11 protein-coding genes are annotated in these 13,495 nt (G+C 66.8%); 9 read left to right on the forward strand and 2 right to left on the reverse strand.

The genetic code is table 11. The features are described from left to right. The first annotated feature begins 55 nt into the window (after positions 1–55). The 5 genes from MTBSS4_RS01975 to MTBSS4_RS01995 all read left to right on the forward strand — a co-directional run bounded on the left by MTBSS4_RS01975 (position 56) and on the right by MTBSS4_RS01995 (position 5,667). Positions 56–883: a transketolase gene (locus tag MTBSS4_RS01975; RefSeq protein WP_173981701.1), complete on the forward strand. Its 828-nt coding sequence runs from the start codon at positions 56–58 to the stop codon at positions 881–883. Further along, the gene (locus MTBSS4_RS01980) at positions 880–1,842 is read left to right on the forward strand and encodes a transketolase family protein (protein WP_173981702.1); all 963 of its coding nucleotides are present in this window, start codon (positions 880–882) and stop codon (positions 1,840–1,842) included. The genes MTBSS4_RS01975 and MTBSS4_RS01980 overlap by 4 nt, the downstream gene beginning before the upstream one ends. Before the next feature lie 20 nt (positions 1,843–1,862). Further along, positions 1,863–3,035, forward strand: coding sequence for a DegT/DnrJ/EryC1/StrS aminotransferase family protein (locus MTBSS4_RS01985; RefSeq protein WP_173981703.1), 1,173 nt, complete (start codon positions 1,863–1,865; stop codon positions 3,033–3,035). 172 nt (positions 3,036–3,207) lie between these two features. Beyond that, complete coding sequence (locus tag MTBSS4_RS01990; protein ID WP_173981704.1) at positions 3,208–4,146, forward strand: NAD(P)-dependent oxidoreductase; 939 nt, start codon at positions 3,208–3,210, stop codon at positions 4,144–4,146. 12 nt (positions 4,147–4,158) lie between these two features. Beyond that, on the forward strand, positions 4,159–5,667 hold the full coding sequence (locus tag MTBSS4_RS01995; protein ID WP_173981705.1) for a radical SAM protein: 1,509 nt from the start codon (positions 4,159–4,161) through the stop codon (positions 5,665–5,667). Between the two features lie 4 nt (positions 5,668–5,671). On the opposite strand, the gene MTBSS4_RS02000 is transcribed toward MTBSS4_RS01995, so the two are convergent. Both MTBSS4_RS02000 and MTBSS4_RS02005 read right to left on the reverse strand, forming a co-directional pair. Next, positions 5,672–6,463, reverse strand: a complete 792-nt coding sequence (locus MTBSS4_RS02000; protein WP_173981706.1) for a division plane positioning ATPase MipZ — start codon at positions 6,461–6,463, stop codon at positions 5,672–5,674. Beyond that, positions 6,460–8,502, reverse strand: coding sequence for a molybdopterin oxidoreductase family protein (locus MTBSS4_RS02005; RefSeq protein ID WP_173981707.1), 2,043 nt, complete (start codon positions 8,500–8,502; stop codon positions 6,460–6,462). Before MTBSS4_RS02005 ends, MTBSS4_RS02000 begins: the two co-directional genes overlap by 4 nt. Before the next feature lie 138 nt (positions 8,503–8,640). Here MTBSS4_RS02005 and MTBSS4_RS02010 point away from each other — a divergent pair, with 138 nt between their 5' ends. The 4 genes from MTBSS4_RS02010 to MTBSS4_RS02025 all read left to right on the forward strand — a co-directional run bounded on the left by MTBSS4_RS02010 (position 8,641) and on the right by MTBSS4_RS02025 (position 13,485). Next, complete coding sequence (locus MTBSS4_RS02010) at positions 8,641–9,753, forward strand: NAD(P)/FAD-dependent oxidoreductase (protein ID WP_173981708.1); 1,113 nt, start codon at positions 8,641–8,643, stop codon at positions 9,751–9,753. Then, entirely contained in the window at positions 9,750–10,970 is a 1,221-nt protein-coding gene (locus tag MTBSS4_RS02015; RefSeq protein ID WP_173981709.1) for a hypothetical protein, read from the forward strand. The genes MTBSS4_RS02010 and MTBSS4_RS02015 overlap by 4 nt, the downstream gene beginning before the upstream one ends. A 140-nt stretch (positions 10,971–11,110) precedes the next feature. Further along, a complete protein-coding gene (locus MTBSS4_RS02020) occupies positions 11,111–11,824 on the forward strand; it encodes a DUF3800 domain-containing protein (RefSeq protein WP_173981710.1) in 714 nt (237 codons plus the stop codon). After that, positions 11,818–13,485 (forward strand): AMP-binding protein, encoded by a 1,668-nt coding sequence (locus MTBSS4_RS02025; RefSeq protein ID WP_173981711.1) that lies wholly within the window; start codon positions 11,818–11,820, stop codon positions 13,483–13,485. Before MTBSS4_RS02020 ends, MTBSS4_RS02025 begins: the two co-directional genes overlap by 7 nt. The last annotated feature ends 10 nt before the right edge of the window (positions 13,486–13,495 follow it).

Here is a 13,495-nt window from a genome sequence, read left to right on the forward strand (position 1 = left end):
AGCGACAGGTGCAATTTGGTAGTGTGCGCCCGAATCCGAGAATAGGGGTCTGGGCGTGGAAGCTTCAGGGGTCAACGTTGATCTGAAAGCCAAGGCGGACTGGGTCTGGCGCCAGACCCTCAAGGTCTATCGCCGGGCGCCGGAAGTCCGGCTGGCGTCGTCGCTGTCGCCCATCGAGATTTTCGTCTCGCTTTATTACGGCGGCCTGATGCGGTTCGACCCCCAGAATCCCGCCTGGGAGGAGCGCGACCGCTGCATCATCAGCAAGGGCCATGGCTCCATCTGCATGTATCCGATCCTGGCCGACCTGGGCTTTTTCCCCGCCTCGGAACTGGAACGGGTGTGCCAGGCGGGCAGCTTCCTGGGTGGCATCCCCGATCCGGTGATCCCCGGCTACGAGACGGTCAACGGCTCGCTGGGCCACGGACTGGGCGTCGCCAGCGGCATGGCGCTGGGCCTCAAGGTCAAGGACGGGCCGCAAGACGTCTTCGTGGTCACCGGCGATGGCGAACTGCACGAGGGCGCCAACTGGGAAGCCATCATGTTCGCCGCCCAGAACCGGCTGGACAACCTGACCCTGGTGGTCGACGACAACCGCATCTGCATGCTGGGCTTCACCGACGAGATCAATTCGCTGGGCCGGCTGGCCGACCGGCTGGGCGGCTTCGGCTGGCACTGCCTGGAGGTGGACGGCCACGACGTCATGGCGGTGCATCGGGCGCTGTCGCACCTGAAGAAGACCCGCGACGGCCGGCCCAAGGCGCTGGTGGCCCGCACCATCAAGGGCCGGGGCGTGCCGGGGCTGGAAAACGCCCCCATGTCCCATGTGATGTCGCCCAGTTTCGATGTCATCGACGCCCTGTTGCAGGAGCCCCGGCCATGAACGAGCCCAAGCCGAGGGCCATGCGCGACGCCCTGCTGGAGCGCATCTGGCAAGGCATGGCCGACGACGAGCGCCTGTTCTTCGTCGCCGCCGATTTCGGCGCCCCCACCCTGGACCGCATCCGCGGCGACTTCCCCAGGCGGTTCATCAACGTCGGCATCGCCGAGCAGAACCTGATCAACGTATCGGCCGGCCTGGCGCTGGAAGGCTTCACTGTCTTCGCCTACGCCATCGCCCCCTTCATCACCATGCGCTGCTACGAGCAGTGCCGCACCAACCTGGCGCTGCTGTCGACGGTGCGCCCCATGAACGTCACCCTGGTGGGGGTGGGCGCCGGCTACAGCTACGTGGTGTCGGGACCGACCCACCAGTGCTACGAGGACATCACCCTGATGCGGGCGCTGCCCGGATTCCAGGTGCTGTCGCCCGCCGACCACGTCACCGCCGGCCGCCTGTTCGACCGCTGCGCCGGCCGGCCGGGACTGAAATACCTGCGCTTCGACGCCCAGAACCTGCCGGTTCTCCATGGTGAAGCCGGCCCCGACCTGGACAAGGGCTTCGCCCTGCTGCGCGACGGCGCCGACGCCTGCGTCGTCGCCACCGGCTACATGGTCCATACCGCGCTGAAGGTGGCGGAGCGGCTGGCCCGGGACGGGATCAACCTCGCCGTCGTCGATCTGTTCGACCTGTCCGGCTTCGACGCCGACGCCCTGGCCGGACTGATGGCGGCAAGGCCGCGGGTCATCAGCATGGAAGAGGGCTTCAGCGGCCGGGGCGGCGTCGATTCCCTGCTGCGCGACCTGCTGAGCCGCCAGGGGCTGGAGCGCCCCACCTTGGGGCTCGGAGTCGAACCGGCCTATCGTTTCGAGCTGGGCGACCGCGCCACCTTGCACGAACAGGTGGGAATTGGCCCGGCGGTGGCCGAGGCCAGCGTGCGCACCTTCCTCAACCGGCCCTAACACACAGGATTGCCTGGACCATGTTCTACGAACTCGCCGCTCCGTCCTGGGGGCCTGAAGAGGCCGCCGCCGCCAAGGCCGTCATCGATTCCGGCTTCTACACCATGGGCGCCAACGTCAAGGCGTTCGAGGAGGAGTTCGCCGCCTATCACGGCATGAAGCACGGCATCATGGTCAATTCCGGCTCGTCCGCCAACCTGATCGCCGTCGCCGCCCTGGCCTACAAGGCGGACAGGCCGCTCCAGCGGGGCGACGAAGTCATCGTGCCGGTGATCTCGTGGGCCACCACCTATCACCCGTTGCAGCAATACGGCCTGAAACTGCGCTTCGTCGATGTGGACCTCGCCACCTTGAACATCGACGCCGCCCAGCTGGAAAAGGCGCTGACGCCCAAGACCAGGGCCATCGTGGCGGTATCCATCCTCGGCAATCCGGCGGCGCTGGACGTGATGCGCGCCTTTGCCGACCAGCACGGCCTCTATCTGATCGAAGACAATTGCGAGAGCATGGACGCCGAGCTGAACGGCCGGAAGGCCGGCACCTTCGGCCACCTCAACACCTTCAGCTTCTTCTTCTCGCACCATATCTCGACCATGGAAGGCGGCATCATCCTGACCGATGACACCGAGCTGGCGCATCTGTGCCGTTCGTTGCGCGCCCACGGCTGGACCCGCGACCTGCCTCCGGACAGCCCGGTGTTCCAGAAGAAGGGCAACGACTTCTTCGAGGCCTACCGCTTCGTCCTGCCGGGCTACAACGTCCGGCCGCTGGAGATCGAGGCCGCCATCGGCCGCCAGCAGCTGAAGAAGCTGCCGGGCTTCACCGCCCAGCGCCGCAAGAACCTGGCACTGTTCCAGGAATTGTTCGGCAACGACGACCGCTTCATCATCCAGAAGGAGAACGGCAAGTCATCGGCGTTCTCGTTCACCATCATCCTCAATCCGGCGCTGAAGATCGACCGCAACAAGGCGTTCGCCGCCCTGAAGGACGCCGATATCGGCTATCGCATTATCACCGGCGGCAATTTCCTGCGCCACGACGTGATCCGGCACTACGAGTACGAGGTGGTCGGCGGCGGCGTGCCCAACGCCGACCTCGCCCACGACCACGGCTTCTTCGTCGGCAACCATCCGTTCGATCTCACCCCCCAGATCACCCGCCTGCGCGAGGTTCTGGACGCGGCGTGTCGCTGATTCAAACGCCCGAATCGGGCTGGACACCGGAAACGCATTGCAACTAGTGTGGCTTTAAAATTCGAAGGTCCTAATGTTCGGCGAAACGCCCTGACAGGATTTTCGAATTCGCCGCACCGGCCGCCATGCGCGCCGGCGCCCACAGACCATGAAAATGAAGGGGAGCGAAGCGATGTCTTACAATATCCTGGTGACCGGCGGCGCCGGCTATCTCGGGTCGATTCTCGTGCCCGAACTGCTGGCGGCCGGGCACAAGGTCACCGTGCTCGACAACTTCATGTTCAAGCAGAACTCGCTGGCGCATTGCTGCTCGAACCCCAACTTCTCGGTGGTCAAGGGCGATTGCCGCAATGACACCCTGATGAAATCGCTGATTGTCGGCGCCGACGTCGTCATCCCGCTGGCCGCCCTGGTCGGCGCGCCCTTGTGCTCGCTCGATCCCATCGGCGCCACCAGCACCAATCTCGACTCGCCGCTGGCGCTGTTCAAGATGCTGTCCAAGGAACAGCGGGTGCTGATGCCCATCACCAATTCCGGCTACGGCATCGGCGAGAAGGGCAAGTTCTGCACCGAGGAATCGCCGCTGCGGCCGGTGTCGCTGTACGGCATCCACAAGGTCGAGGTGGAGAAGGCGCTGCTGGAGCGCGGCAACGCCATCAGCTTCCGCCTCGCCACCGTGTTCGGCATGGCGCCCCGCATGCGCATCGACCTGCTGGTCAACGACTTCACCTACCGCGCCGTCACCGACCGCGCCGTGGTGCTGTTCGAGCCGCATTTCAAGCGCAACTACATCCATGTGCGCGACGTCACCCGCGCCTTCATGCACGGCATGGACAATTTCGACTCCATGAAGGATCAGGCCTACAATGTCGGCCTGTCCGACGCCAATTTGTCCAAGTGGGAACTTGCCGAGGTGATCCAGAAGCACCTGCCCAAGTTCGTGTTCGTGGAGGCCCCCATCGGCGAGGACCCCGACAAGCGCGACTACATCGTCTCGAACGAGAAGATCGAGCGGACCGGCTTCAAGCCCGCCTTCTCGCTGGACGCGGGCATCCAGGACCTGATCAAGGGCTACACCATGATCAAGAACAGCATCTACGGCAACGTATAGGCGACCGATTCCATGACCACCACCTCGCGCCCCGATCTCGTCCTCGTCAATCCCGGCGGCCGCGAGCGCATCTACCAGCAGCTCGGCAACGACCTGACCGCCATCGAGCCGCCGCTGTGGTGCCGTCTGCTCGCCGGCTATGCCGTCGATCGCGGCCGGCGGGTGGTGATCATCGATTCCGAGGCCGAGGCCATGGGGCCGCAGGCGGTGGCGGAGCGGATCAGGGACCTTGATCCGGTCCTGGTGGTCATGGTGGTGTTCGGTCACCAGCCCTCGGCCTCCACCCAGCAGATGGTGGGGGCCGGGGAGGCCTGCGCCGCCATCAAGGATCTGACGCCCGAACAGCCCATCCTCATCGTCGGTGGTCACGTCTCGGCCCTGCCCGAGCGGACCCTGGCGGAGGAGAGGGTGGATTTCGCCTGCAAGGGCGAAGGGCCGGCGACCATGATGCAATTGCTGGAATGGCTGGAGACCGGCGCCGAGGATGAACCTGTGGGCGTGGCCGGCCTGGTGTGGCGCGACGGAGAGGACAAGATCAGGGTCAACCTGTCGGCGCCGCTGATTCACGACTTGGACACCGACCTGCACGGCAATGTCTGGCACCTGCTGCCCATGGAGAAGTACCGCGCCCATAACTGGCAGTGCTTCGGCGACCTTGCCTCGCGCATTCCCTATGCCAGCATCTACACGACGCTGGGCTGCCCCTACAAATGCAGCTTCTGCTGCATCAACGCGCCGTTCGAGTCCAACCGCTACCGCATGCGCAAGCCGGCCGAGGTGGTGAAGGAGGTCGATCACCTCTACCGCACCTACGGGGTCAAGACCTTCAAGATCATCGACGAGATGTTCGTGCTGAACGACAAGCACGTCTCGGCCATCTGCGACGGCCTGATCGATCTGGGCTATTCCGACCAGCTCAATTTCTGGGCCTATGCCCGCGTCGACACCGTCAAGCAGGGCACGCTGGCCAAATTGCGCAAGGCCGGCATCCGCTGGCTGGCGCTGGGCATCGAATCGGGCTCGAAGCATGTGCGCGACGGCGCCGACAAGGCACTGCGGCACGAAGACATCGTCGGCATCGTCCGCGATATCCAGAAGGCCGGCATCAGCGTCATCGGCAATTACATCTTCGGCCTGCCCGACGACACCCTGGAGACCATGCGCGAAACCCTGGACCTGGCCAAGGACCTCAACTGCGAGTTCGCCAATTTCTACTCCGCCATGGCCTATCCCGGATCGGGACTCTACAATCAGGCGGTGGCCAACGGCTGGGCGCTGCCCGAAAGCTGGTCCGGCTTCTCGCAGCATTCCTACGACTGCAAGCCGCTGCCCACCGAGCATTGCACCGCCGCCCAGGTGCTGAAGTTCCGCGACGACGCCTTCCACGAATACTTCGCCGCCGAGCGCTATCTCGGCATGGTGGCGCAGCGCTTCGGCTGGGACACCCGCCGCCATATCGAGGAAATGGCCGAGCACCGGCTGTCGCGCAAGCTGGTGGAAGAGGAATTCGGGCCGGCCTGACGGCCTACCGGTCCAGGCCGATGGCGTCGACCAGCCCGCGCAGTTCCTGGCGGGCGGCGACGTGGCTCATGCTGAAGTCGAAGCCGAGGATTTTCCGGCGCAGATCCAGCAGGGTCAGCCCCTCCAGGAACATGGACCGGTAGATCACCCGCTCGCCCAGGCCGGGGATGACGCGAAAGCCGACCCGCTTGGCCAGTTCGGCCAGCAGCTTCTCCATGTCGCGCTTGTTGCGGGCGTCCAGGTTGGACAGCCGGTTTCTCAGCACGATCCAGTCCACCACCTTCCTCTCGCCGCGCATGGCCCGGATCTTCTTGGTCTCCCACACCATCTCGGAATACTGGCTGGGACGCCTGATCTTCATGGTTCCGGGCTCCACCAGGGCCAGCACGTCCAGGTCGATCAGGCTGTCGTTCAGCGGCGTCACCAGGGTGTCGGCGAAGGAGTGGCCCAGGCGCGACAGGTAATGGTCGCTGCCGGGGGTGTCGATCACCACCACGTCGTGGCGCGCGGCCAGATGATCGAAGACCTCTTGCAGCCGCGCCTCGTCGGCCTCGCGGTCGGGGGTGGGCGGCACCGCCACATGCTCGGGCAGGGCCAGGGCCAGTTCCTCGCGGTCCTTGCGGGCCTCGCGATTGGCGATATAGCGCGACAGCGTCGCCTGCCGGGCGTCGATATCGATGCTGCCCACCGACCGGCCCTGTTCCAGCAGGCTGATGATCAGGTGCATGGACACGGTGGACTTGCCGGTCCCGCCTTTCTCGTTGCCGACGACGATGACGTGGGCGCGCTTGCTCATCCGCTCTCTCCCCGCAGCCAGACCCGGGTATCGTGAAACACGGCGCCGCCGGCGGGCAGGGCGGCGTCGGCGCTGGTCAGATGGTTGATGCCCCGCCCCTCGGCGAAGCACTCGTCCGGCCAGATGCTTTCCACCGCCACCACGCCCCGGGCGATGCCGGCGGTCGACCGGACCCGGACGACCACCGATCCCCTGATATTGCCGATGCGGACCATGCCGCCGTCGGCGAGACCCAGGGCAGCGCAGTCGGCCTCGTGGACCAGGGCGGCCGGCTCGCCGGCCAATCGGCGCGACGTCTCGGTCTCGGCGAAGGTGGAGTTGAGGAAGTGCAGCGACGGCGGCGTGATCAGGCGGAAGGGATGATCGGCGTCGGCCTCGTCGATCACCGCCATGTGATCGGGAAGCGCCGGCATCCTGGCGTCGTTCCAGTCGGGGGCGAAGCGGAACCGGCCGTCCTCGTGGCCGAATCCCGACAGGAAATGAGCGTCCTCGAACACCTTGGCGCAATTGAGCCAGCCCAGCGCGCGCAGCTCGTCGGCCCCCGGCAGGTCCGACGACCTCAACACCTGATCGATCATCTCGATCTCGTCCATCTCGAAGCCGGGATGCACCGCCCCCAGCCGGGCGGCGAGATCGCGGATCACCCGATGGTTGGGGCGGGCCTGGCCCAGCGGTTCAATCACCGGCATCGCCATTTGCAGGAAGGTGTGGCCGTAGGAGGTGTAGAGGTCGGCATGCTCCATGCTGGTGGTGGCCGGCAGCACGATATCGGCGAAGCGCGCGGTGGCGGTCAGAGTCTGTTCATGCACCGCGAGGAACAGGTCGTCACGCGCCAGACCCTGCCGCACCAGGCCCGATTCGGGGGCGACATTGGCCGGATTGGTGTTTTGCACCAGCATGGCGGTGACCATGGGACCACCTTGCAGATCGCGGGGATCACCGGCCAGGATCGGGCCGATTCGGCTCATGTCGAGGGTGCGGACCTTGGGCTGCGGCACGTCAAGGCCGTCCAGCAGGGTCCGGTTGATGCCGAACACGCCGCCGCTGGTCTGCATGGCGCCGCCGCCCTTGTGCCGCCATGCCCCGGTCACCGCCGGCAGGCAGCTGACGGCGTGCAGGTTGGCGCTGCCGTTGCGCGAGCGGGCGAAGCCGTAGCCGACCCGCAGGAAGCTGTTGGGCACGCTGCCGTAAAGAGCGGCGAAAGCCTCGATCTCGGCCGGCTCCAGCCCGGTGATGGCGGCGGCCCATTGGGGCGTGCGGCTTTCAAGATGCCTTTCCAGCCGCTCCGGACAATCGGTGTAGCGGGCCAGATAGTCGCGGTCGGCCAGATTGTCGCGGAACAGCACATGCATCACCGCCACGGCCAGGGCGCCATCGGTGCCGGGGCGCAACATCAGGTGCAGGTCGGCCTTGGCGGCGGTCTGGGTGCGGTAGGGATCGACCACCACCAGCCTGGCGCCGTTCGCGCTTCGCGCCTGCTTGATCAGCCCCATCAGCTGCACCTGGGTCGAGGCGGGGTTGGCGCCCCAGACCACCACCAGGCCGCTTTGGGCGATCTCACCCGGCGAGACGCCCCACTTGGCCCCAATTCCGGCCATCCAGCCGGCCCCGGCGGCGGCGGAACAGATGGTCTTGGCCTGTCCGGACCAGCCCATCACCCGGCGCAGGCGGTTGATGCCCGATTGCTGCACCAGCCCCATGGTGCCGGCGTAGAAATAGGGCCATACCGTTTCCGGCCCCAGCCGGGCGCCGGCCTCGGCCAGGCGGGTGGCGATCTCGTCCAGCGCCTCGTCCCAGGAAATGGGCGCGAAGCGGCCCTCGCCCTTGGCGCCGATCCGGCGCAGCGGATGCAGAATCCGGTCGGGGTTGTGGACGCGCTCGGCATAGCGGGCGACCTTGGCGCAGATGACGCCGTCCACATAGGGCATGGAGCCGCCGTGAACCCGGCCGATACGGTTTCCGGGCAGGATCTCCACCTCCAGGGCGCAGGCGCTGGGGCAGTCGTGAGGACAGACGGAGGCGGCGGTGGCGATGGTCATGGCCGGCTTTCCCATTGTGCGTCGCCGCGAACTCTAGCCATCGCCGGCGGCCGGCGCAACGACCATGCGGCTTCCGCCCTCGGCCGGGCGGTGCTATTCTCGCGACATCTTGGGTTCAGCGGACCGGGGCATGACAACGTGTTGACGGAAACGGCTGCCGAGCGGGTCGATTGCGTGGTGATCGGCGCCGGCGTGGTTGGATTGGCCATCGCCCGCCATCTGGCGGTGACGGCGGGGCGCGAGGTCGTCGTGCTGGAGGCTGAAGGCGCCATCGGCACCGGCATCTCGTCGCGCAATTCCGAGGTCATCCACGCCGGCATGTACTATCCGGCGGGCAGCCTGAAGGCCCGTCTCTGCGTCGCCGGCAACGCCATGCTGCGCGACTTCGCCGCCAGCCGGGGGGTGCCGTTCCGCATGGCCGGCAAGCTGATCGTCGCCACCGACGAGGCCGAGGCCGCCCAACTGGACTCCATCCTGGACAAGGGTCGCGTCAACGGGGTCGAGGGACTGCGCGCCATATCCGGCGCCGAGGCCCGCGCCCTGGAGCCCGAGTTGAACTGCGTCAAGGCCCTGCTTTCCCCCGCCACCGGCATCATCGACAGCCACGCCCTGATGCTGGCGTTGCGCGGCGACGCGGAAGAGCGCGGCGCCGCCATCGCCTTCCATGCGCCGGTGACCGGCGGAAGATGCGCGGAAAACGGCATCCTGATCCAGGCGGGCGGCGCCGAGCCCATGACCCTGCTGGCCCGTTCGGTGGTGGTCGCCGCCGGCCTGTCCTCGCCCGGGGTCGCCGCCAGCCTGGGACTGCGCGACGTCCCCCCCGCCTTCCTGTGCAAGGGCAATTATTTCGGCCTGACCGGCAAGACCCCGTTCTCGCGGCTGGTCTACCCGGTGCCGGTGGCGGCCGGACTGGGGGTTCACTTCACCCTGGATCTCGGCGGCCAGGGCCGGTTCGGCCCCGACGTGGAATGGATCGACCGCGAGGATTACGTGGTCGATCCCAGGCGCGGCGATTCGTTCTACGCCGCCATCCGCCGCTATTGGCCGGGGCTGAAGGACGGCGCGCTGGAGCCGGCCTATGCCGGCATCCGTCCCAAGATCCAGGCCCCCGACCAGCCGGCCCGCGATTTCGTCATTCACGGCCCGGCCGAGACCGGCGCCGCCGGGGTGGCGGCGCTGTACGGCATCGAGAGTCCCGGCCTGACCTCGTGCCTGGCCATCGCCCGTCATGTGGGGGAATTGCTGGGATGACGTGGCACCCCGCCCTGGCCCTGGCTCTCGGCCTGCTCGCCACCGCCCCGGCGCTGGCGCTCGACAAGCCGCGCGACTTCGTGCCGCCGCCCATCGAGCGCATTCCCAATTTCCGCGACCAGACCCGCGAGGTGATCCTGGAGCTGGCCACCTACGCCAAGAAACGCAATCCATCCTTCCAGGTGCTGATGCGCGGCGGCCACGAATTGCTGGTCAAGGGCGAGATCGAGGTGGAATGGGAGGATATCCGCGACCCCGGCGGCACCAACTTCCTGACCCGCCCGCCGCTGCGCTCGACCTTCCGCCAGCTGGTTCAGAAACTGGACGGCCTGGTCACCGACGGCCTGTATTGCGGCCCCTACAGATTCGACAAGCCGCTGGCCGAGGCGATCAGGACCCGGACCGAGCTTGACGCCCAACTGGACCGGGAAAGGAAGCAGGGCATCCACCGGCCGCCGATTCCGGTCGAGGTCGGCCCGTTCAGCAATGATCCCGCCGAGGAATTGCGCAAGGCCGCCGAAATCAAGCAGATGCAGATGCGGGCCGAAATCCAGCGCCGGATGATCTATGGCCTGAACGCCATGCGCGCCGAGGGGCGCAATCTGTTCGCCCTCGATTTCTGCGCCAGCCAGGCCGAGGCCGACGCCGCCCATCGGGCCGGCATCCGCGACAAGGCGCCCGTCTTCGCCAGAGCCGGCGGCGATGCCCTCGACGACATTCCGCGCGCCCGCCCCGCCTTCGAGAATCCCGGCGAGATCCTGACCATCGCCAATGTCCGGAACTGGCTGCCGGTACTGCGTTCCGACCGGTTCGGCACCAAGGCCCGGTTCATCGACGCCGTCGCCGAGACCAATTACGACATGGTGATGGTGGATGTGGCCCATCGCGGCGCCGACCTGCTGGTCAAGGCCGACATCGCCAAACTCAAATACAAGAAGCTGGGACCGCGCCGGCTGGTGCTGGCGGTGATGCCCATCGGCCGCGCCTACGACTGGCGCTGGTACTGGCTGCGCGACTGGGAGGCCGGCAACCCCGCCTTCCTGTTCGCCCACGACGACACGCCCGGCGTGTTCATCACCGACACCGGCAGCGGCGAGTGGCGGGGCGTGCTGGGCAAGTATCTGGCCGGCATCATGGATCTGGGCTTCGACGGCGTGATGTTCGACGACGTCGGCACCTATCTGTGGTTCGAAGAGCTGATGCCGCTGGGACGATGACTGCCCGGTCGCGAGAGAGTATTGACATGATGGCGTCCATATCTATTTATGAAACGGTGGTTGGGAGGTTCGCCCGAAGCGAACCGTCGGAACATGGTTTCCGCCTGACCACCTTTTTCTTTGGTGAGAGATGACGCCTGATGCATCTCCTCTACCTTGACGATTCCGGCAGTCCGACGGATTCCAGCCAGCGCTATTTCGTGCTTGCCGGCATATCGGTGTTCGAGCGGCAAGGACATTGGCTCTCGGAGCAGCTTGACACGATTGCGGCACGCTTTAACCCGGCGGACCCAGCAAGCATCGAACTCCATGGCTCGCCGATGCTGAAAGGTTCCAAATTCTGGAGATCGGTTCCCCGTGCCGAACGCAATCGGGCGATGATGGATGCCCTTGGCGTGATCGGTTCCAGCCACAACAGCAACCGTCTCTTCGCTGCCGTCGTAAGAAAGGTGTGGATATCGCCGCGCGATCCTGTCGATTACGCCTTCGAACAGGTGTGCAGCCGCTTCGATCAGTACCTGATGCGCCTCTACAAGGCAGGCGACCCTCAGCGCGGCATCATCATCCTGGACAAGAGCGCAAGGGAGGAGGCCATTCAGCATCTCGCCATGGGGTTCAAGAAGGATGGCCACAGCTGGGGTGTATTACGGAACATGGCGGAGGTTCCTGTCTTTCTCGATTCACGCAACTCCAGGCTGGTCCAACTCGCCGACCTGATCGCCTACGCGGCATTCCAGAAATACGAACACGGCAATTCCGAATTTTTCGATATTATCAGCCACCGCTTCGATACATCGGGCGGAATCGTTCACGGCTTCCACGTCGCCGACGATGCGGGGCAGGACTCATGCTGAACAATCCCCGCAGCTATGAAGAGGCCTGCCGGACCTTCCGCTGGCGCATTCCCGAACGCTACAACCTGGCGTTCGACGTCTGCGACCGCCACACCATGGGCGGCGCCGACGGGCACCGCACCGCCCTGATCGTCGAGGACGGGGCCGGCGCCGGCGAACGCTACACCTTCCATGTGCTGCGGATGCTGTCCAACCGGCTGGCCAACGTGCTGAACGCCCAGGGAATCACCCCTGGCGACCGGGTGGCGGTGATGCTGCCGGCCGGTCTGGAAGCCGCCATCGCCCTGTTGGCCATCGTGCGCATGGGCGCCGTGATGGTGCCGGTTCCGATGGGGCTGGGGGCGGAGCCGCTGGGCTGGCGGCTGGCGAATTCCGGAGCGGTGGCGGCACTGGCCGATTCCCGGGCGCTGCCGGCGCTGGAGGCGGCGCGGCCGGGGCTGAGGACGCTGCGCGCGGTATTGACCCCCGACGGCGACGGCCCGGATTGCGTTGCGATGTGGCAGGCGGTGGAGGCCGCCTCGGATTCCTTCGAGCCGCTGGTGACGCCGGCCAGCCATCCCGCCTTCGTATTCTATCCCGCCGACGGCATCGGCACGCCCCCCGGCGCGGTGCTGCCCCATCGCGCCATGGCCGGCAGCCTGCCAGCGGTCGAACTGTCGCTGGGGCTGTTCCCCCAGTTCGGCGACATCGTCTGGACCTCGGCCGACTGGATGAGCGGCGAGGCGCTGTTCCGCGCCGTTCTGCCCGCCTGGCATCACGGCGTGCCGGTGGTGGCGGGGCCGGACGGCTTCGACCCCGGCCGGGCGCTGGACCTGATGTCGCGCCAGGGCGTGCGGGCCGCCTATCTGCCGGCCCATCACCTCGCCCGGTTGGCCGAGGTGGCGGCCGGACGGCCCCACGCCATGCCCCGCGTCCTGTCCAGCGGGCCCGAACCGCTGGACGCCGAACTGCACGAACGGGTGATCAAGGCGTTCGGCATCCACGCCAACGAGGCCTGGGGCGTGCTGGAAACCGGCGCCGTCGCCGCCAATCTGGCCGGAATGATGGAATTGCGCCCCCCCTCGCCGGGCCGTTCGGCGCCGGGCCTGACGGTGGAGGCCGTCGACGAGCGGGGGCGGGTGCTCAAGGCCGGCGAGCGCGGCATCCTGGCGGTATCGCCCAACGCGCCGGGCAGTTTTCTCGGCTATTGGGGCGACGGCGTCGCCGGGCCGGCCCGGCGGGTCAACGGCTGGCTGCTGACCGGCCGGCTGGGCCATCGCGACCTCGACAACTACATCTGGCCGGAGGCCCTGGCCTTGCCGGACGGCGTGGCGCGAATCGACGGGGCCGCGATCGGCCTGGACGAGGTCGAGGCGGCCCTGGCCTCCCACCCCCAGGTGGCCGGAGCCGGCGTGGTCGAACTGCCGGCCGGGGAATTGCGGGCCTTCGTCGAACCGAGGGGAGCGGTCACCGCCGCCCAATTGCGCGACTGGGTGGCGCTGCGTCGCGGCGCGGCCGAGGTGCCGCGCCGGATCGAGCTGGTGGACGAATTGCCGCTGGCGGTGGACGGCACCATCTTGCGCGAGGCGCTGCTGTCCATGCCGCTGCGGTTGGACGCACCGACCAGCGAGGATCGCTGGTACCCCAGTTCCCGTCGTGACAGGACCATAAAACCGGGATAAAACGGCATTC

This window comes from Magnetospirillum sp. SS-4, assembly GCF_902729425.1.
Classification (GTDB): Bacteria; Pseudomonadota; Alphaproteobacteria; order Rhodospirillales; family Magnetospirillaceae; genus Phaeospirillum.